19 protein-coding genes are annotated in these 18,777 nt (G+C 68.1%); 5 read left to right on the top strand and 14 right to left on the bottom strand.

The annotated features are described in order from the left end of the window. Position 1: 1 nt before the first annotated feature. Both ACO073_RS17030 and ACO073_RS17025 read right to left on the bottom strand, forming a co-directional pair. Positions 2-1,054, bottom strand: a complete 1,053-nt coding sequence (locus ACO073_RS17030; RefSeq protein WP_421998871.1) for a VPS10 domain-containing protein — start codon at positions 1,052-1,054, stop codon at positions 2-4. A 15-nt stretch (positions 1,055-1,069) separates the two neighbouring features. Continuing rightward, positions 1,070-2,284 carry an ABC transporter substrate-binding protein gene (locus tag ACO073_RS17025; protein ID WP_421998870.1) on the bottom strand — a complete coding sequence of 405 codons (1,215 nt, stop codon included), beginning with the start codon at positions 2,282-2,284 and terminating at the stop codon, positions 1,070-1,072. Between the two features lie 80 nt (positions 2,285-2,364). Between ACO073_RS17025 and ACO073_RS17020 the strand changes: the two genes are divergently transcribed. Next, complete coding sequence (locus ACO073_RS17020; protein ID WP_421998869.1) at positions 2,365-3,105, top strand: dienelactone hydrolase family protein; 741 nt, start codon at positions 2,365-2,367, stop codon at positions 3,103-3,105. Between the two features lie 12 nt (positions 3,106-3,117). Here ACO073_RS17020 and ACO073_RS17015 read toward each other — a convergent pair whose 3' ends face one another. Then, complete coding sequence (locus ACO073_RS17015; RefSeq protein WP_421998868.1) at positions 3,118-3,621, bottom strand: VOC family protein; 504 nt, start codon at positions 3,619-3,621, stop codon at positions 3,118-3,120. A 145-nt stretch (positions 3,622-3,766) separates the two neighbouring features. On the opposite strand from ACO073_RS17015, the gene ACO073_RS17010 reads away from it, so the two are divergent. Beyond that, entirely contained in the window at positions 3,767-4,093 is a 327-nt protein-coding gene (locus ACO073_RS17010; RefSeq protein WP_421998867.1) for a heavy metal-binding domain-containing protein, read from the top strand. 48 nt (positions 4,094-4,141) lie between these two features. Here ACO073_RS17010 and ACO073_RS17005 read toward each other — a convergent pair whose 3' ends face one another. The 11 genes from ACO073_RS17005 to ACO073_RS16955 form a co-directional block, all read right to left on the bottom strand. Beyond that, on the bottom strand, positions 4,142-5,305 hold the full coding sequence (locus tag ACO073_RS17005) for an MFS transporter (protein WP_421998866.1): 1,164 nt from the start codon (positions 5,303-5,305) through the stop codon (positions 4,142-4,144). A gap of 43 nt (positions 5,306-5,348) precedes the next feature. Continuing rightward, on the bottom strand, positions 5,349-6,623 hold the full coding sequence (locus ACO073_RS17000) for a TRAP transporter large permease (protein ID WP_421998865.1): 1,275 nt from the start codon (positions 6,621-6,623) through the stop codon (positions 5,349-5,351). 2 nt (positions 6,624-6,625) lie between these two features. After that, the gene (locus ACO073_RS16995) at positions 6,626-7,147 is read right to left on the bottom strand and encodes a TRAP transporter small permease (RefSeq protein WP_421998864.1); all 522 of its coding nucleotides are present in this window, start codon (positions 7,145-7,147) and stop codon (positions 6,626-6,628) included. Between the two features lie 56 nt (positions 7,148-7,203). Then, on the bottom strand, positions 7,204-8,229 hold the full coding sequence (gene dctP / locus ACO073_RS16990) for a TRAP transporter substrate-binding protein DctP (RefSeq protein ID WP_421998863.1): 1,026 nt from the start codon (positions 8,227-8,229) through the stop codon (positions 7,204-7,206). Between the two features lie 53 nt (positions 8,230-8,282). Beyond that, positions 8,283-9,197, bottom strand: coding sequence for an HpcH/HpaI aldolase/citrate lyase family protein (locus ACO073_RS16985; protein WP_421998862.1), 915 nt, complete (start codon positions 9,195-9,197; stop codon positions 8,283-8,285). Positions 9,198-9,210: 13 nt separating this feature from the next. Next, positions 9,211-10,431, bottom strand: a complete 1,221-nt coding sequence (locus ACO073_RS16980) for a CaiB/BaiF CoA transferase family protein (protein ID WP_421998861.1) — start codon at positions 10,429-10,431, stop codon at positions 9,211-9,213. Positions 10,432-10,485: 54 nt separating this feature from the next. Further along, complete coding sequence (locus ACO073_RS16975; RefSeq protein WP_421998860.1) at positions 10,486-10,965, bottom strand: MaoC family dehydratase; 480 nt, start codon at positions 10,963-10,965, stop codon at positions 10,486-10,488. Next, a complete protein-coding gene (locus tag ACO073_RS16970) occupies positions 10,965-12,125 on the bottom strand; it encodes an acyl-CoA dehydrogenase family protein (protein WP_421998859.1) in 1,161 nt (386 codons plus the stop codon). Before ACO073_RS16970 ends, ACO073_RS16975 begins: the two co-directional genes overlap by 1 nt. A 3-nt stretch (positions 12,126-12,128) precedes the next feature. Further along, positions 12,129-12,614: a MaoC family dehydratase gene (locus tag ACO073_RS16965; RefSeq protein WP_421998858.1), complete on the bottom strand. Its 486-nt coding sequence runs from the start codon at positions 12,612-12,614 to the stop codon at positions 12,129-12,131. Between the two features lie 85 nt (positions 12,615-12,699). Next, positions 12,700-14,049: an MmgE/PrpD family protein gene (locus tag ACO073_RS16960; RefSeq protein ID WP_421998857.1), complete on the bottom strand. Its 1,350-nt coding sequence runs from the start codon at positions 14,047-14,049 to the stop codon at positions 12,700-12,702. A gap of 103 nt (positions 14,050-14,152) precedes the next feature. Continuing rightward, entirely contained in the window at positions 14,153-14,752 is a 600-nt protein-coding gene (locus ACO073_RS16955; protein ID WP_421998856.1) for a class I SAM-dependent methyltransferase, read from the bottom strand. Positions 14,753-14,844: 92 nt separating this feature from the next. Here ACO073_RS16955 and ACO073_RS16950 point away from each other — a divergent pair, with 92 nt between their 5' ends. The 3 genes from ACO073_RS16950 (at position 14,845) to ACO073_RS16940 (ending at position 18,757) form a co-directional block, all read left to right on the top strand. Continuing rightward, positions 14,845-15,861, top strand: coding sequence for an ABC transporter substrate-binding protein (locus ACO073_RS16950; protein WP_421998855.1), 1,017 nt, complete (start codon positions 14,845-14,847; stop codon positions 15,859-15,861). A gap of 107 nt (positions 15,862-15,968) precedes the next feature. After that, entirely contained in the window at positions 15,969-17,699 is a 1,731-nt protein-coding gene (locus tag ACO073_RS16945; protein WP_421998854.1) for an ABC transporter permease, read from the top strand. Next, on the top strand, positions 17,696-18,757 hold the full coding sequence (locus ACO073_RS16940; RefSeq protein ID WP_421998853.1) for an ABC transporter ATP-binding protein: 1,062 nt from the start codon (positions 17,696-17,698) through the stop codon (positions 18,755-18,757). The genes ACO073_RS16945 and ACO073_RS16940 overlap by 4 nt, the downstream gene beginning before the upstream one ends. The last annotated feature ends 20 nt before the right edge of the window (positions 18,758-18,777 follow it).

Here is an 18,777-nt window from a genome sequence, read left to right as displayed (position 1 = left end):
GTCAGCCGCAAGCCACCGAGTAGATGTGCTGGACCTCGCCGGGCAGCGGCATCGCCTGCCAGGTCTTGCCGGCATCCTGCGTGCCGAAGACCTCGCCGTCGTAGCGTGCGCCGATATAGACCTGGTCGGGATCGGTCTGGTGCAGGCCGATCGACATGATCGTGCCGTGCACCTGGACCTTGTCGAAGCGCTGCCAGCTCCTGCCGCCGTCGGCGCTCCTGTAGAGGCCGCCGTCGTGACTGGCGGCGGCGACGGAGAGCGCGGCGTAGAGCGTGTTGGGCTCGGTCGGCGAGGCCTTGACGTCGCGGCCGTAGGTCGTGGGCGAGAAGCGCCCGACTTCCATGTCCTGCCAGCTCCGCCCGCCGTCGACGGTGCGGAACAGGCCCATGCGCAGGGCCACGATGGCGGCATCGGGATCGGCGGCGTTGATCGTCACCGCGTGGCCGTCGAGCATGCCCTCGGCGGTCGTGTCGCTCACGATCTTGCTCCTGAGGTGCGGCAACTCGGCGAGCTTGATCAGCCCGGCGCTGCAATCCTCCCAGCTCTCGCCGCCGTCGGTGCTGCGCATCACGCCGTTGATCTCCAGCGCGGCGTAGATCTCGTCGGGCTTGTTGGGGTTCTGGGCGAAGCGCATGACGCGCGAGGCGAAGGGCCCCTTGCAGTGCTCGCCGACCTTGGGCGTCGGCAGCTTGCGCCAGTTGGCGCCGCCGTCGTCGCTCCGATAGACGTCGATCGGCGAGGCCCCGGCGAAGATGCGCCGGGGGTCGCGGCTGTCGACCAGGAAGCACCAGACTTCCTTGCCGGCATCGGGGAAGCCGGTGCGCCGGAAGGTGGCGCCCCGGTCGGTGCTGCGCCACACGCCGTCGTTGGTGCCGGCGAACACCGTCTCCGGCTCCGTCGGATGGACGAACACGGTGTAGGCCTGGACGGTGCCCAGCACGTGCTGCCAGTCGCCGCCCGCGGCGGGCCGGCGGAACACGCCCACCTTTCCCTTGTGGTCGGGCTTGCCGAAGTAGCCCGCGACCCCGACGAAGACGTGCGACTGGTCGGCCATGTCTGTCTCCTGGACTCAGTTCTTCTTGACCATCGGGCACTCGCCCTGGTCGAGGGGGCGGAATGCCTCCTCGGCCGACATCTTGGAGATCAGCTTGTAGTAGTCCCACGGTCCCTTGGACTCGGAGGGCTTCTTGACCTCGAACAGGTACATGTCGTGCATCTTGCGGCCGTCGGCGCGGATGTAGCTCTGGCCGAAGACCGGGTCGTCCCACTTGATCTCCTTCAGCTTCGCCATCACCGCGTCGGCATTGTCGGTTCCCGCCGCCTTGACGGCGTTCAGGTACTGCAGCGCCCCGGAGTAGAAGCCGGCCTGCACGCTGGTCGGCATCTTGCCGTTGTGACGCGCGGCGAAGCGCTTGGCGAAGGCGCGGGTCTTGTCGTTCAGGTCCCAGTAGAACGCCTCGGTGAGGTTGAGGCCCTGGGCGCGCTCGAGGCCGAGCGAGTGCACGTCGGAGACGAACACCAGCAGGCCGGCGAGCTTCTGGCCGCCCTTGACGATGCCGAACTCGGCGGCCTGCTTGATCGAGTTGATCGTGTCGCCGCCGGCATTGGCCAGGCCGATGACCTTGGCCTTGGACGCCTGCGCCTGCAGCAGGAAGGAGGAGAAGTCGTTGGTGTTGAGCGGATGGCGGACCTCGCCCAGCACCTTGCCCCCGGACTTGGTCACGATGTTGGCCACGTCGCGCTGCAGCGCATAGCCGAAGGCGTAGTCCGCCGTCAGGAAGAACCAGCTGTCGCCGCCGGCCTTGACGACCGCCGAGCCCGTGCCCTTGGCGAGGGCGAACGTGTCGTAGACCCAATGCACCGTATAGGGGTTGCAGAGCTTGCCGGTGATGTCCGACGAGGCCGGGTCGGGCGCGATGTAGATCCGCTTCTTGTCGTTGGCCACGCGCGAGGTCGCGATCGAGGAGGAGGAGGCGCCCGAGCCCAGGATCACGTCGACCTTCTCGGTGTCGTACCAGCGGCCGGCGATGGTGGCGGCGACGTCGGCCTTGTTCTGGACATCGGCCTGGACCATCTCGACCTTCTTGCCGAGCGCCGTGCCGCCGAAATCCTCGATGGCCATCTGGACGGCGATGACGGCTCCCGGGCCGTTGATGTCGGAATACAGGCTCGACATGTCGGTGAGCACGCCGATCTTGACGGTGTCGTCGGTCGCCTGTTGAGCGGCGGCAGGCGACACGGACGCCGCGGCCGCCAGAGCCGCGACGCAGAACATACGCTTCATCGTTTCACTCCCATGGACTTGTTGTTGGGGCGAGCCTAGCAAGGTGCCGGCCTCGGGAACAAGAAGGGGAGCGGGCGGGGATGATCGAAAAGACCGTGGATGTGGCGACCAGGGACGGCGCCATCGAAACATTCGTTTGCCATCCGGAACGCGGCGGGCCCTGTCCGCCGGTCCTTTTTCTGATGGATGCGCCGGGAATCCGCGAGGAGCTCCACGACATGGCCCGGCGGCTGGCGACCGTCGGCTACTACGTGCTGCTGCCCAATCTCTACTATCGCGCCGGCCGGGACACCAAGTACGGGCCGGACGTGCTGAAGCACGGCAGTGCCGAGCATGCCCGCATGCGCGAGGTTCGCACGAAAATGACGATCCCGCCGGTCATGGACGACGTGGCGGCACTGATCGCCTATGCCGATGCCCAGCCGGAGTCGAAGACCGGGCCGGTCGGCGTCCATGGCTACTGCATGAGCGGTCCCTATGCGCTCGCGGCGGCGGCCCGCTATCCCGACCGCATCGCCGCCGCGGCGTCGTTCTACGGCACCTGGCTGGTGAGCGACGCGGTCGAGAGCCCCCATCTCACCCTCGCGAAGGCGCGCGGCGAGCTCTACATCTCCTGCGCCGAGCACGACGACCTGGCGCCGCCCGACATGGTGCAGGAGCTGAAGGCGCTGTTCGACAAGTCGGGCAATCCGGGCGAGCTCGAGATCCATCCCGGCGTCCATCACGGCTTCGCTTTCCCGCAGCGCTGGTGCTACGACAAGGCGGCCGCCGAGCGGCACTGGGAACGGCTGATCGCGCTCTACCGCCGGCGTCTGGGCTGACGCGGCGCGCGGTCAGGCGGCGGCGGGCTGGCGCTTCTTGCCGGCCTGCCAGCCGTTCAGGATCTCGCGCGCGCGGTTCTGCGTCGGGTCCATGTCGCGTTCGGTGCCGGGCACCTTGGCGGCCAGCTCGATCACGTAGCCGTTGGGATCGCGGAAGTAGATCGATCGGATGAACTTGTGGTCCGACACGCCGCGCACCTCGCGGCCCTCCGCCTTGCCCTTGGCGAACATCCGCTCCAGCACCTCGGGCTCGACCTCCAGGGCGATGTGCAGGTCGAAGTCATGCTGGTCCTTGAACTCGAAGGGCATGTCCGGCGCCTCGAAGAAGGCGAGGCAGGAGCCGTCGTCGAGCTGGAAGAAGGAGTGCAGCACGCCGGCGCCGGTCTTGCGGCCGGTCTGGGTGGTCTCGATCCTGAAGGCGTTGACCAGCGGCAGGCCGAGGAAGTCCTCGTAGAACTTCCGCGTCTCCTCCGAGTCGCGACAGCGGTAGGCGTTGTGGTGCAGACCCTTGATCATGGCGTCCTCCTGGAGGGCTTCCGGGGCAACGACCGATATTGGCATCGGCCGGCGAATCGCAATGCCGACGGCGCGGGCGGATTCTACCATCCGCCAGGGCGCGCGCGTAGGCTGAAGGCCGGACATCGCCGTGAGAGGAGAGCGCATGATCATCGTGACGACCGAGAGCATCGCAGGGCACCGGACCGTAACCACCCTCGGCCAGGTCTTCGGCGTGGTCGTGCGCAGCCGCGGCATCGGCGGGAACATCGTTGCCAGCCTGCGCTCGATCGTGGGCGGCGAGATCCATGAGTATACGCAGTTGCTCGAGGAGGCGCGCCGGCACGCCACCGACCGCATGGTGGCCAATGCCACGGCAATGGGTGCCAACGCGGTCCTGATGATGCGCTTCGACTCCTCCGAGATCGGCGAGATGATGAGCGAGATCGTGGCCTACGGCACGGCGGCGGTCGTCGAGCCGGTCGCCGCCTGACCGTGCTGTGCGGCGTCATCCTCGCCGCCCGCGTGTCCGCCGGGCCGGTCAGCCGGCCGCCATCGGCTCCGGCCGGTTGTTCCGGGCCGTGACGATCTGCCAGATCGCGGCGGCCGTCACCAGGACGGCGACGACGAGGAACGCCGCGGGGTAGCCGGCCAGCGAGGCGATCAGGCCGAACGTCGGTGGCCCGACCACGGCGCCGGAAAAGGCGAGCGCCGTCTGCACGGCGGCGACGGCCGCCACCTGGCCGGGCGGGGCGAGATGGGCGAACTCGGCGATCGACACGCCGTTCCAGCTGATCACCACCGTGCCGTAGGCGAACACGATGAGGCCGACCAGCCAGTACGGTGTGGTCGGCGCGATGGCCGCCGTGGCGGCGGCGCCGGCGGCGATGCCGATGCCGGTCCAGCCCAGCAGCGGCAGCCGCGGCATGCGATCGCCGATCGCGCCCAGCACCAGGCGCTGGGCGGTGCCGCCCATCTGCGACAGGAACAGCAGGAACCCGGCCTGGGCGATGGTGAGGTGGCAGTGCTCGTAGAGGTACGTCACCAGGAAGAACGTGAAGCTGTGCTGGGCGATGACATAGACCAGGGCCGACCAGCCCAGCACCCGCAGCTCGCGGTGGCCGAGCACGAAGCGCACCGATCGCCAGATGCCCGGCGACGGGCCGGGCGGCGCCATGGCGGCGTCGAGCCGCGACCGCAGCAGGCCGAGCGCCACCGTGCCGGCCAGCAGGAACACGGCGCCCGCCAGCGAGGCGCCGCGCCAGCCGATCCAGCCCAGCAGCAGGGGGAGCACGATCCCGGCGGCGGCGAAGCCCAGCGGCACGCCGGTCTGCTTGACCGAGAAGACCATGCTGAACCAGGCGCGCGGCACGCGCTGGCTGAGGATATGGGCCGAGGCGGGGTTGATCGGCCCCTGGGCGAAGCCGATCAGGATCACGGCGCCGATCGTGGCCCACAGGGCGGCCCCGGCGTTCAGCGCCAGGCCGGCGGCGGCGGCCAGCATGGCGAGCTGGCAGGCGCGCACGGCGCCCAGCCGGGCGATGACGCCGGCGCTGGTGAGCGCGACTGCCGAGGCGACAGCATAGGTGATGGCGGTGAAGGCGCCGACCAGCTTGGGGCTGATCGCGAGATCGCGAGCCACCGCCGGCATCAGCACGCTGAGCGACAGGACGGCCAGCGAGATCGTGATCTGGGTGCCGAGCATGGCCCCGATCGGGACCAGCGCCGTTCTCAGGCCGGGTGCCGCCTCAGCCGTAGACAAGGCGCGGCAGCCACAGGCTGACCTCGGGGACGTAGGTGACGACCGCCAGCAGCGCGAGCATCAGGAGCAGGAACGGGTTGACGCCCCGGATGACCGTCGAGAGCGGCGTCTTCGACACGGTGGCGAGCACGTAGAGGTTCAGCCCGACCGGCGCGGTGATCAGCGCCAGCTCCATGTTGACCGTCACCAGGATCGCGAAATGGACCGGATCGACGTCGAGCGGCTTCAGGACCGGGATCAGGATCGGCATGGCGATCAGCAGGATCGAGGCGACCTCGAGGAACATGCCGAGGATGATCAGCATGACATTGATCGTGAGCAGGAACTGCCAGGTCGTGAAGCCATTGTCGCGGATGAACTGCACCAACGCCGCCGGGATGCCCGATTCGGTGATCCAGTGGCCGAAGGCCAGCGCCGTCGCGATGATGATCATGATGGTGCCGGCGTTCTTGATCGATTCGCCGATCACGGCCAGCGTTTCCGACGGCTTGAAGCCCTTGTAGTAGAACAGGCTGATCAGCAGCGCGACGAAGGCCGCCAGCGCCGCCGTCTCGGTCGTCGTCACCCAGCCGCCGTAGATGCCGACGGCGATGATGACCGGCATCGACAGGGCCGGGATGGCGTCGATGTTGACGCGGCGGAACTCCTCGGGCGAGCGGCGCGGCTCGCGCGCCAGGTTCTTGCGGCGGCCGTACCACAGGACGTAGGCGACGAAGAGCGAGGCCTGCATCACGCCGGGCACGACGCCGGCCAGGAACAGGCGCGGCACCGATTCGTCGGCGATGATGGCGTAGAGGATCAGCGGCAGGCTGGGCGGGATCAGGATGCCGAGCGTGCCGGAGGCGGCGGTCACGCCGAGCGCGAACGGCCGGTCGTACTTCCGCTCGATCATGGCCGGGATCAGGATCGTGCCCATGGCGAGCGCCGTCGCGACGCTGGAGCCGCAGATTGCGGCGAACATGGCGCAGGCCGCGACGCAGACCACGCCCAGGCCGCCGCGCACGTTGCCGACCCAGGCGGCGGCCACGTCGACCAGCGCCTTGGCGATGCCGCCGCGCTGCATGAAGGACGCGGCCATGACGAAGAACGGCACCGCCAGCAGCGTGGTCGAGTTGAGCTCGTCCAGCATCTTCTGGGCGATGCCGACCAGCGGCCGGCCGTCGATCGCGAACATGGTGCCGGCCGAGACGCCCAGCACCAGCCAGATCGGCAGGCCCATGCCGAGCAGGATGAAGAAGATGGCGGCGAACAGTTTGGTCATGGCTATTCGCGGCCCGAATGGACTTCCATGGTGGACGGATCGAAGGCGAAGCAGAACTGCCACAGCCGCCTGGCGTAGCGGATCGCCATCAGCGCGGCCGAGAAGGGCAGGGCCGAATAGTAGACCCACAGCGGGAAGCCGAGCGCGGTGTTGCTGCGCTCGCCGAGGTCGTAGGAATCGGCGGCGACGAGGTAGCCGTACCAGGCCAGCGCCAGGCAGAAGCCGACGGCGATGCCGCAGTTCGCGATCTCGAACCAGCGCTGGCGCTCCGGCCGCATCATGCGCAGCAGCAGGTCGGCGCGGACATGGCCGTCCTCGCGCACGAGCAGGCTGCCGGTCAGCAGGGCCGCCCAGATGATGATGTAGATCGTCAGCTCCTCGCCGGCGGAGAAGTCGATCTCCGTCGTGATGTAGCGGCCGACGATCTGGGTGAGGTAGACGACGAGGCCGACAGCGCCGAGCAGGCCGATCAGCCAGCGCTCGAGCGTGTCCCAAACCTCGAGGATGCGTGTCCCGAACGTCACGAGGTCCCCTCGGAATCGGAAGGGGCGCCCGGTTGCGGGCGCCCCGGATGGACCCGTCAGCTCTTGCCGGTGCCGACGCCGAGCGCCGCGTTGGCCTTGGCGACCAGCGCGGGATCGAGCTTGAGCTCCTTGATGACGGCATCGTCCGTCGTCATCAGCTTCTTGCGCGTGGCTTCGAGCACGGCCGGCTCGGGCACCACGATGGTGATGCCGGCCTTGCGCATGATGTTGACCGCCTCGGCCTGGCTCTCGGCCATGTCCTTGCGCCAGCCGTCGATCTTGGAGGCCCACATGTCGGTCACGATCTTCTGCAGGTCCGGGCCCAATTTCTTCCAGAAGGACTCGCTCACCATGGGGATGTACTGGGCGAAGAACTGCTGGTCCTGCAGGCCGTACTTCACGCCGGATTCCCAGAGCTTGGCCGACTTGACGCTCTCGTTGGTCGTGAACAGGGCGTCGAAGGTGCCCTGGCTCAGCGCCAGCGGGACGTCGGGCCACGCCGTGTAGTTCGGCACGGCGTCGAAGAACTTCACGCGCACCATCTGGCCGGCGCCGCCGGACGTGCGGATCTTGAGGCCCTTGAGGTCGTCCGGCCCGTTGAGCGGCTTGGCCGTCGAGAAGGTGTGCGAGGCGCCGAGGTCGAGCCACTTGCCGAGGACGTGGATGCCGAGTTTCTTGCCCAGCATCGCGTTCAGCGTCTTGCCGACGTCGCCGTCGATCACCTTGTAGACCTCGGCGGCCGAGCGGCCGTAGAACGCGGGCGTCTGGGTGATGTCGAGATTGGCCTCGATGCCCGTCAGGTTCCAGGGGCCGGGAACGCCCATCTCGGCGCCGCCCTGGCGCAGCGCCTTTCCGACGTCGCGGTCGCGGAAGAGCTGGGCCGAGTGGAAGACCTCGACGACGATCTTGCCGCTGGCGACCTTCTCGAGCTCCTTCGCGAACTGGGTCATCTGCAGGGTGCGCGTATGCGTCGCCGACGTGTCAAGCGACAGGCGCATCTTCAGCGGGTCGGCGGCGCGCACCAGCGCGGGTGCCGCGAGCACGGAGGCGGCGACGCCGCCCAGCAGGGTCCTTCTTTGCATCCTTGTTTCCTCCCAGGAGGGGACGGCGAGTCCCCGATTGCGATCGACGGTGGCTACATGCCGTAGAGGTCCGCCTTGTTGAGGATAGTGTTGCGCAGGATTCGAATTGAGGCAACGTCGACCATGATGCCGTCGACGTTTATGGCGCCCATGCCCTTGGCCTCGGCCTCGGCATAGGCCTTTTCGAGCTTGCGGGCGCGGGCGATGTCGTCGGGCTTGGGCGAGTAGATCTCGAGCGCGTGCTCGATCTGCGAGGGATGGATGGCCCACTTGCCGACGCAGCCCAGGATCATCGAGCGGCGGCATTCCTCGCGATAGGCCTCGGGGTTCTTGAAGTCGGCGAAGGGCCCGTCCACCGGGTCGATGCCGGCGGCGCGGCAGGCCATGACCAGGCGGAAGCGGGCATAGTGCCAGACGTCGCCGGGATAGCCGTCGGTCTCGCCGACGTTCTTGTTGGTGACGCCCATCGAGGCGGAGAAGTCGCCCATGCCGAACACCAGGCATTCCAGCCGCGGCGTGCTCTTGGCGATGGCGTCGACGTTCTGCATGCCCTCGACCTCCTCGATCAGGGCCTCGAGGCCGATGCGGTTCTTGAGCTTCAGCTTCTTCTCGAGCTGGTGCAGCAGCTTGTCGGCGAACAGGATGTCGGCCGGCGTCAGCACCTTGGTCATCATGATCGTGTCGAGGTGCTCGCCGGCGCCCTCGACCACCTCGATGATGTCCTCGAAGGCATACTCCGTGGTGAGGTCGTTGATGCGCACGCAGCGCGTCTTGCCCTTCCAGTTCAGCGTCTTCAGCGCCTCGACGATCTTCTTGCGGGCCTCGCGCTTCTGGCTGGGGGCGACGGCATCCTCGAGGTCGAGGAAGACGTGGTCGGCCTTCGACTCCGAGGCCTTCTGCATCATCTTCTCGCTCGATCCCGGCGTGGAAAGCTGGACGCGGCGAGCGCGGCGCGGACGGTCGGTCATGTCGAATTCTCCCTCAGGCAACGATCTTTTCGGCCCTGAGGCGCGCAATTTCCGCGCCGCCGAGGCCGAGGCCAGTCAGATAATGGTCGGTGTGCTCGCCCAGCAAGGGGGCGCGATGGCGCACGCGGCCGGGCGTGTCGCTCATCTTGATGGCGACGCCGGCCACCTTCATCTCGCCGTCGAGGCCCGGATGGGGCACCGACACGACCATGTCGCGGGCGGCGAAGTGAGGATTGGCGAAGACGTCGCGCACGTCGTTGACCGGTGCGAACGGCACCTGACCGCCGAGATGGGCCAGCAGCTCCTGCTTGGTGCGCCGGCTGGTGAAGTCGGACACCGCGGCGATGATCTCGTCCTGGTGGGCCCGCCGGTCCTGCACGTTGGACAGGCGCGGGTCGGTCGCCATGTCGGGCCGGCCGATCAGCCGGCAGAGGATCGGGAAGTGGGCATCGGCGTGGGCGGCGATGGTGACGTGGCCGTCCTTGGCCGGGAACATGCCGAAGGGGCAGAGCAGGGGGTGGTGGTTGCCCTCCGGCACCGGCACGCCGCCTGTATAGGCGTGCTGGTGCACGATGCGCTCGCACATCGACAGGATGGCGTCGACCATGCCGACGTCGACGAACTGGCCCTTGCCGGTCTTGTGGGCGCGCAGGATGGCGCTGACGATGCCGACGGCGCACATCGTGGCCGGCATCAGGTCGCCGATGCCGGGGCCGACCTTCATCGGCGTCGTGGCGTCCGGTCCGGTGATGGCCATGACGCCGCCGAAGGCCTGGGCCACGACGTCGTAGGCCGGCCAGTCGGTGTAGGGGCTGCGGCCGGTGCGCCAGTCGCCGAAACCGCGGATCGTGGCGTAGACCAGCCGCGGGAAGCGCTCGTGCAGCATCTCGTAGCCGAGGCCCAGCCGGTCCATGACGCCGCCGCGATAGTTCTCGACCACGGCGTCGGCGTCGGCGCAGAGCCGCAGCACCAGCGCGCGGCCCTCGGGCCGCTTGAGGTCGATGGCGATCGACTTCTTGTTGCGGTTGACCGAGGCGAAGTAGCCGCCGAACGCCTTCAGCCGGTCCTCGGCATGGTAGGGGCCGACGATGCGCGTATGGTCGCCGTCCAGCGGCTCGACCTTGATGACCTCGGCCCCCTGGTCGGCCAGCAGCATGGTGCAGAACGGCCCGGCCAGCATCTGGGTGAGATCGACGATGCGCACGCCCTCGAGGGCGCCGAGGACGTCACTCATCTACGCTTCTCTTCCTCCTCTTCCCCGCTAGGGGAGAGGAACGAGAGCAGGAGGTCACTTCTCCCCCCAGTGGCTGCGCCGCTTGATCAGCACGGTGCGCTCGCCCTCGAAGATGTGCTTGTCGTCCTGGTTCACGCCGTAGTGCTTGAAGCGCACGATGCCGGCGTCGGGCTGCCCGCCGTCGCGCGTCTCCAGCACCTCGCTGTAGCAGTAGAGCGTGTCGCCGTGATGCAGCGGGCCCTTGAGCCGGATCTTGTCCATGCCGAGCTCGCTGAGCGCATTCTCGGCCGTGTCCTCGGCGGCGAGGCCGATGCACATCGAGATGGTGACGCCGCCGAAGCCCAGCCGCCGGCCGTAGGGTGTCGACTGGGTGAGGTGCTCGTTGAAGTGCGCCTCGGCGGTGTTCATGGTCACGTTGGTGATCCAGACCTGCTCCATGGGCTCCACGGTCTTGCCGCGCGCGTGCTTCATCACGTCGCCGACCTTGAAGTCCTCGAAGTAGTTGGTGCGGCCGGTGAGGGCGGAAACCTTCATCAGTTCCTCCCGCGGCCGAGCAGGCGGTCGGAGATGATGCGCTTCTGGATCTCCGAGGTGCCCTCGAAGATCTTGGTCAGCCGCGCGTCGCGCCAGTGGCGCTCCACCGCGTGCAGCGTCGTGTAGCCGGCGCCGCCGTGGATCTGCAGCCCCTCGCTGCACACCCGCTCGGCCATCTCGGAGGCGAACAGCTTGACCATCGAGGCCTCCTTGTCGCAGCGCTGGCCGGTGTCGATCTGCTCGCAGACGAAGTAGTTGAGCTGGCGGGCCGCCTCGATCTGGGTCGCCATCTCGGCGATCTTGAAGCGGATCGCCTGGAAGTCGGCGATCGGCCGGTCGAACTGCCGGCGGTCGTTGGCGTACTGGATCGAATCGTCCAGCGCGCCCTGCGCCAGCCCGATGGCGCGGGCCGCGGTGTGGGCGCGCGCCGTCTCGAGGCCCGAGGTGGCGTAGTAGAAGGCCTTGCCTTCCTCCCCGATCATGTCGGCGGCGTCGACGCGGAAATTGTCGAACGCCAGCTCGTAGGTCTTCCAGCCGAAGTAGCCGATCTTGGGGATCGGCGCGCCGCTGATGCCCTTGGGCAGCGTGCCGCGCTTCTTCTCGACGAAGAACATCGACAGGCCGAGGTGCCGCTTGCCCGGCGGGGCATCCGACGTGCGGGCGATGATGATCAAGAAGTCGGCGCCGTCGGCGAAGGTGCACCAGTACTTGTTGCCGCTGATCGTGTAGCCCGAGCCGTCCTTCTTCGCCCGGCAGGAGATGTTGGCGACGTCGGAGCCGGCATTGGGCTCGGACATGGAAAAGGCGCCGAGGAACGAGCCGCTGGCCATGCGCGGCAGGTAGCGGGCGCGCTGCTCCTCGCTCATCTCCTGCGCGCCGATCAGCAGGTTGCCGCGGGCGATCAGGGAAGCGACGCTCATCCAGCCGCGCGACAGTTCCTCGGTCACGAGGCAGTACTCGAAGCAGCCGAGGCCCAGGCCGCCGTACTTCTCGGGGATCAGGATGCCGAAGTAGCCGAGCTCGGCCATCTTGTCCCGCAGGTCCATCGGGATGTCGCCCTTCTCGGGATCGAGCTTGTTGGCGACGGGCAGGACCTCGTTGAGGGTGAACTCGCGCGCCTGCTCCTGGATCATGCGGCGCTCTTCGGTGATGTACGGCATGGCTTACGCGTTCCTGAGACGGACGAGGTTGGTGCGCTTGAAGTCGATGACGAGCTCCTCGCGCTGGTTGAAGCCCCTGGTGTGCCAGGTGACGATCCCGAAGCCCTTGTGGGACTCCGACGTGCGCCGGTCCAGCACCTCCGATTCCGCGCGCAGCGAATCGCCGGGATAGACCGGCTGCTGGTAGCTGAGCTCGTTGACGCCGAGGAAGGGCCCGCCGCCCTCGCTGAGGTCCTCGACCGTGAGGCCGAAGACGGTGGTGAAGACCAGCAGCGGGTTGATCACGATGCCGGGATGGCCGTGCGCGCGGGCGTACTCGGCGTTGAAGTAGTGCGGGTTGAAGTGCAGCGTCAGGGTCGAGAAGAGCGTGCTTTCCGATTCGGTGACGGTGCGGCCCCAGTGGTGCCTGAACACGCGGCCGGGCTCGAAGTCCTCGTAGCGGTTTCCTTTCGGGACCAGCCGGGCCCGTGTCCTGAAATCTTCTGTCATTCGTACTCCTCGAATCGGGGGAGCGCGGACCTCCAGGTCCGCCCATGAATCATGAAGCGGACCTGGAGGTCCGCGCTCCGTCAGGCTAACCCTTGGTCGCGGCCCTCGCGAGCTCGCCGACATCGTCCAGCGAGTCGATGCGCTCGATGGCATCGTGCAGCCGCCGCGTGCCGGCGGCGCCGAGCACCGGCGCGACCAGGCTCTCGAACTTGGTCTCGATCGCCCGCCGCTGCTTGGCCACGTCGGCCCACGGGATGCCGGAATCGTGGCTGGCCTCGATCGTGGTGCCGTCGTCGAGCTGGATCGCCATCTCGGCGAGCGAATGCGCCCAGTTGGGCTTGAACTCGATCGACATCTTGTCGCGCAGCGTCCGCATGCGCGGCTCCTGCGTGCTGGCGTCGTTGTAGGAATCGAGGGCGGCCGTGTCGACGCCCGTGAGCGCCATCGCCACCGTCTGGCGCAGCGAGAACTTGGCCTCGAGCCCGGTCGTCGGATCGGGGATGTTGCAGACCTTGTCGGCGCCGGCATCGATGCGCAGCAGGATCTTCTGCACGCGCTCCGGCGGGAAGTTGCTCTTCAGCCGGATCTCCTTGGCGCATTCGATCGGCGCATGCGTCAGGTAGCAGGCGGCGTGGTACTTGAAGAGGTTGTTGCGCAGGTGCCAGCCCTGCGGCGGCTCGCCCAGCGCCGCTTCGGCGTTGAGATGGTCGCTCTGCGAGGAGGCGAAGCCCTGGTCGCATTCCAGCGAATCGCGGCGCGCGGTGAAGCCCCTGGCCGCCAGCCGGGCGGCGCGCAGCCCGTGCTCAGACGCGGTGCCGGCATGGAGCGGCTTGCACATCGTGCCGAAGTTGGACTTCAGGCCGGCCGCCTGGGTCGCGGCGATGCCGAAGGCGACCGCCAGCTGCTCGTCGGTGAGGCCGAGCATGCGGCCCGCCGCGGCGGTCGCCGCGAAGGAGCCGACGGTACCGGTGACGTGGAAGCCCTTCTGGTAGTGGCTGGGCGAGACCAGGCGGCCGACCCGTCCCGACGTCTCGTAGCCCGCCACGAAGCTCTCGACGAACAGGCGGCCGGAGGCCTTCGTCTGCTCGCCCAGCGCCAGCAGGGCGGGCACGACGGTGACGGTCGGATGGCCGCCCATCGAGAAGTTCACGTCGTCGTAGTCGAGCGCGTGGCTGGCCGCGCCGTTGATCAGGGTCGCGGCCGACGGCAGCACCCGCTCGGAGCGGCCGACCAGCGAGGCCGGGCCCTTGGCGCCGTCCTCCAGCGCCTCGCGGACGAGGATGTCGGTGAGCTCCTCCTGCGCGCCCGGCACGGTGACGGCGAACCAGTCGAGCAGGCACTGCTTGGTGCGTTCGACGAGATCCTCGGGCAGATCGTTCCAGGCCAGCGCGGCGGCGCGGCGGGCGATCTCGGCGGTGACGGGAACGGTGGCCATGTTGCCTCCTGCGATTGGGTGGGCGGAGTGTCGGACGCCCGGCGCGGCATTGTCTACTGCACAAGGGCCGCGAGGGCACGTTTCCCGCGACGCGACGGCGCGATCACTTCCGCGCAACGATATGGAAGATGTGCCAGTGCTTGGCGGTGCCGCGCGGCGTGACGCCGTCGTCTTCCTCTTCCTCGAACATCTCGAGGTGCATCCCGTCGAGCAGGGCGAGTGCCTCGTCGCGGCCGAGGAAGGTCATGCCCGGCCGGCCGAACCAGCTGTCCTTCGGTCCGTACCACTGGCCGCTGAAGCGGCCGCCGGCCGGCAGCCCTTCCCGGATCCTGTCCCACAGGGCGCGGAAGGCATCGGGTTCGCAAAGCGGCATGGCGAAGCTCGAATTCACGAGCCGGACGCCGAGCGGCAGCGGCACCTCCTCGAGGCGGGCGAGGACCGGCGTCAGCGCCGCATCCGGCGGCAGCGGCCGCTCCTGCAGCCGCGCGAGTGCCGCCGGTTCCGAATCGACGGCCACGACTCGCCAGCCGCGGCGCAGCATCTCGATCACGTCCCGGCCGTCGCCGCAGCCGAGGTCGAGCGCGAGCGCATCGGGGGGTGTCTCGCCGAACGCATCGAGCGCCGCCAGCAGGGTGCGCCGCGGCGGCCGATCGCGCAGCTTGTCGTAGTAGGCGGCCCAACTGGCGGATTTGTCTTTCGTCATGCGCGGGTTCACGTGGTCTGCGCTTGTAGCGCGGTTGTTCGTGTGATCGTATCGCCGCCAACGACAAGCGTGTCCATGTAAGGGAGGAACTGATGAAGCGGTTGGCGAGCCTTGCCGTCCTGGCGGTACTGGCCCTGGCTCCGGCGGCTCACGCCGACATGAAAGCCCTGGAGGAGGGCGCCAAGAAGGAGGGCGAGCTCACCTGGTACGTCGCCCACTATACGTCCGAGGGCGCCGAGGAACTGGGCCGCGGCTTCACGGAGATGTACGGCGTCAAGGTCAACGTCGTGCGCACGACGGCGCAGGTCGCCTATCAGCGCCTGCTGCAGGACATCAAGAACAACCAGGCGATCTGCGACGTCTTCTCGTCGACCGACGTCGGCCACTATGTGCGGCTCGCCGCCGAGGGCAAGTTCGAGAAGTTCACGCCGGAGAGCGAGTCGAAGATCGTTCCGGCCTTCCGGAACTTCGATCCCGGCGGCTACTACCACACCACCTCGGCCGGCCTGGTCGTGATCACCTACAATTCGTCCAAGGTGAAGCCCGAGGACGCGCCCAAGAAGTGGCAGGACCTGCTCGACATCAAATGGAAGGGCAAGGTCTCGACCGGTCATCCCGGTTTCTCGGGCTATGTCGGGACCTGGGTCCTGATGATGAAGAAGCTCTATGGCTGGGACTACTTCGAGAAGCTGGAAAAGAACAAGCCGCAGATCGGCCGCTCGATCAACGACACGGTGACGGCGCTCAACGCCGGGGAGCGGCAGGTCGCCGCCGGCGCCGAGGGGTCGACCCTGTTCAGCGCGGCCCGCGGCAACCCGCTCGCGGTCTCCTATCCGACCGACGGCTCCGTGCTCATCATCGCCCCGTCGGCGATCATGAAGGGCACCAAGCATCCCAACGCCGCCAAGCTCTTCATGGAGTACCTGTATTCGGTCGAGGCGGCGAAGATCAACGCCAAGCACTTCGCCATCCCGCTGCGCCCCGAAGTCCCGTCGCCGGCCGGCGCCAAGCCGATCAGCGAGGTCAAGACGATCCGTCCGACCACCGCCGAGATCGACAAGGGCATCCCCGAAGTGATCGAGCAATGGCGCGACACGTTCGGGAACTGAGGTCGATCGATGGTGCGGGGACAGTGTCATCCCGAGCGTAGCGAGGGACCTTTGCCGATACGGAAAGGTCCCTCGGCCCGTGGCCTCGGGATGACAGCGATCGCACGATGACCGTCGCCGCACCCGCGCTCGCCACGCCCGGCGCGCCGCGCCGGGCCTTCGCCTTCGATTCCACCTGGCTGATCTGGATCGCCATCATCGCGATCCTGCTGTTCCTGGTGGTGAGCCCGTTCGTCTACCTCGTCGTCACCAGCTTCACGGCCGAGCGCACGGGCGAGTTCACGCTCGGGAACTACGCGGCGGCCTACGGCCGGTCGCGCTACGTCGCGGCGCTGGTCAACTCGCTGAAGCTCGGCGCCGCCGCCGCCGTGCTGGCGGGCCTGTTCGCCATCCCGCTGGCCTGGGCGGTCGCCCGCACCGACATGCCGGGCCGCGGGCTCACCCGCATCCTGGTGCTCGCGACCTTCATCACGCCGCCCTATACGGGCGCGGTCGCCTGGATCCTGCTGGCCGGCCCCAATGCCGGCTGGCTGAACCGGTTCTTCAAGCTGGTGACCGGCGCCGAGGCGGGGCCGTTCGACATCTACAGCTTCCCCGGCCTGGCGCTGGTCATCGCGCTCTATTCCTTCCCCTACATCTTCATCTTCACCACCGCGGCGCTCGAGCTGGTGTCGTCGGAGATGGAGGATGCGGCCAACATCCTGGGCGCCGGCGCCTGGCGCACCATGCGGCGCGTCACCCTGCCGCTCGCCCTGCCGGCCATCCTGGGCGGCCTGATCATCTCCTTCCTGGAAGCCATCGCCCTGTTCGGCTCGCCGGCCATGATCGCCATCCCGGCCCGCTTCAACGTGGTGACCACACAGCTCTTCCAGTTCTTCGGCAACCCGGTGAGAGTCGAGGTGGCGGCTGCCTACGCCATGCCGCTGCTCGGCGTCACGGTCATCCTGATCCTGCTCCAGCGGCTGATGACCCGGCGCAAGGGCTTCGTCGCCCTCACCGGCAAGGGCGGCGAGCGGCGGCCGATCAACCTCGGCGGCTGGCGCTGGGCGATGTTCGGCTACGCCATGTTCGTGGCCGCCCTGTCGGTCTTCCTGCCCTACCTGTTCCTGCTCCAGGCGGCGTTCGCCAAGGCGTGGGGACGCGGCTTCTCGCTCGACAACATCACCTGGCGCAACTTCCACTTCGTGCTGTTCGAGCATGCGACGGCCGCGCAGTCGGTGGTGAACAGCTTCCTCTACGGCGCCGCCAGCGCCACCGCCGTGGTGATCCTGACGCTCGGCGTCGCCTACATCGTCACCCGCCGGCTGGTGCCGTTCGGCGGCGTGCTGGGCTTCCTGTGCATGGCGCCGTTCGTGATTCCGGGCATCGTCCTGGCGATCGGCTTCTATGCCGCCTATGCCCCGCCGCCGCTCGCCCTTTACGGCACCGCCCTGATCCTGATCCTCGCCTTCACCACGCGCTTCCTGCCGATCGGCTACGTCAACGCCAGCGCCGCCCTGCGCAGCCTCAATCCCGAGATGGAGGAGGCGGTGCGCGTTCTCGGCGGCAGCCGGCTGACGGCGCTGCGGCGCGTGGTGGCGCCGCTCCTGAAGCGCAGCCTGCTCGGCGCCTGGCTGCTGATCTTCATCCCGGCGACGCGCGAGCTGTCGGCGGCGATCTTCCTGTACGGTCCCAACACCAAGGTGGCGTCGGTCATGATCTTCGACATGAGCGAGGAGGGGAATTTCGAGTACCTCGCCGCGCTGGCCCTCATCCTCCAGGTCCTGACCCTGCCGCTGCTGTGGATCGGGATGAAGGCGCTGGGCCGTGACTTCATGCTGAGGCGTAACGCGACATGAGCAAGCTCGTCCTGAGGAACGTCGCGCGCCGCTACGGCGCGGTCGAGGCGGTCGCCGACTTCTCGCTGGAGATGGTGCCCGGCGAGTTCGTGTCGCTGCTCGGCCCGTCGGGCTGCGGCAAGACCACGACGCTGCGCATGATCGCCGGCTTCGCGCCGCCGTCGGCCGGCACGATCGAGATGGACGGCGAGACGATCTCGTCGCCGTCGGGCGTGGTGCCGCCGGAGAAGCGGCGCATGTCGATGATCTTCCAGAGCTACGCCATCTGGCCGAACATGACGGTCGGCGAGAATGTCGGCTTCGGCCTGCAGGTCCGCCGCCTGCCGCGCGCCGAGATCGACCGCAAGGTCGACGCCATCCTCGACATCGTGCAGATGCGCGGCCTCAAGGGCCGCTACCCCGCCGAGCTGTCGGGCGGGCAGCAGCAGCGCGTGGCGCTGGCGCGGGCCATCGTGGTCGAGCCCGAGGTCCTGCTGCTCGACGAGCCGCTTTCCAACCTCGACGCCAACCTGCGCGAGGAGATGCGGTTCGAGATCCGCCGCCTGCACGACGAGTTCAAGATCACCACCGTCTATGTCACCCACGACCAGTCCGAGGCCATGGTGACCTCCGACCGCATCGTGGTCATGAACAAGGGCCGCATCGAGCAGGTCGATGCGCCGCACAAGCTCTATGCAAGGCCGAAGAGCCGCTTCGTGGCGGGCTTCATCGGCCGCACCAACTTCCTCGAGGGCGCTCGGCAGGGCAGCGACGTCCGGTTCGACGGCTTCACGGCCGCCGCGGCCCGGCTCGAGGGGGCGGGCGGCTCGGGCGGGCTTCTCTATTCCCTGCGGCCGCAGGCGATCGGCCTTGGCGCCACCCGGCCCAATGGCGGCGCGCTGGCGGTCGAGGCCGAGGTGACCGACCGCTCCTATCTCGGCGAATACTGGGACTATCAGGTCCGGCCGCTGGGCGGCGACAAGGCGCTGCGCGTGTCGACCGCCCCCACCGTCGTCTTCGATGTCGGCAACCGTGTCTGGCTGGAGATCGATCCGGCCGCCATGGTACGGGTAGAATAGTCGCCTTTTCCAGAGAGTAG

Origin of the sequence: Reyranella sp., assembly GCF_965229815.1 — a bacterium.
Taxonomy (GTDB): Bacteria; Pseudomonadota; Alphaproteobacteria; order Reyranellales; family Reyranellaceae; genus Reyranella.
This window is presented reverse-complemented; position numbering and strand designations above follow the sequence as displayed.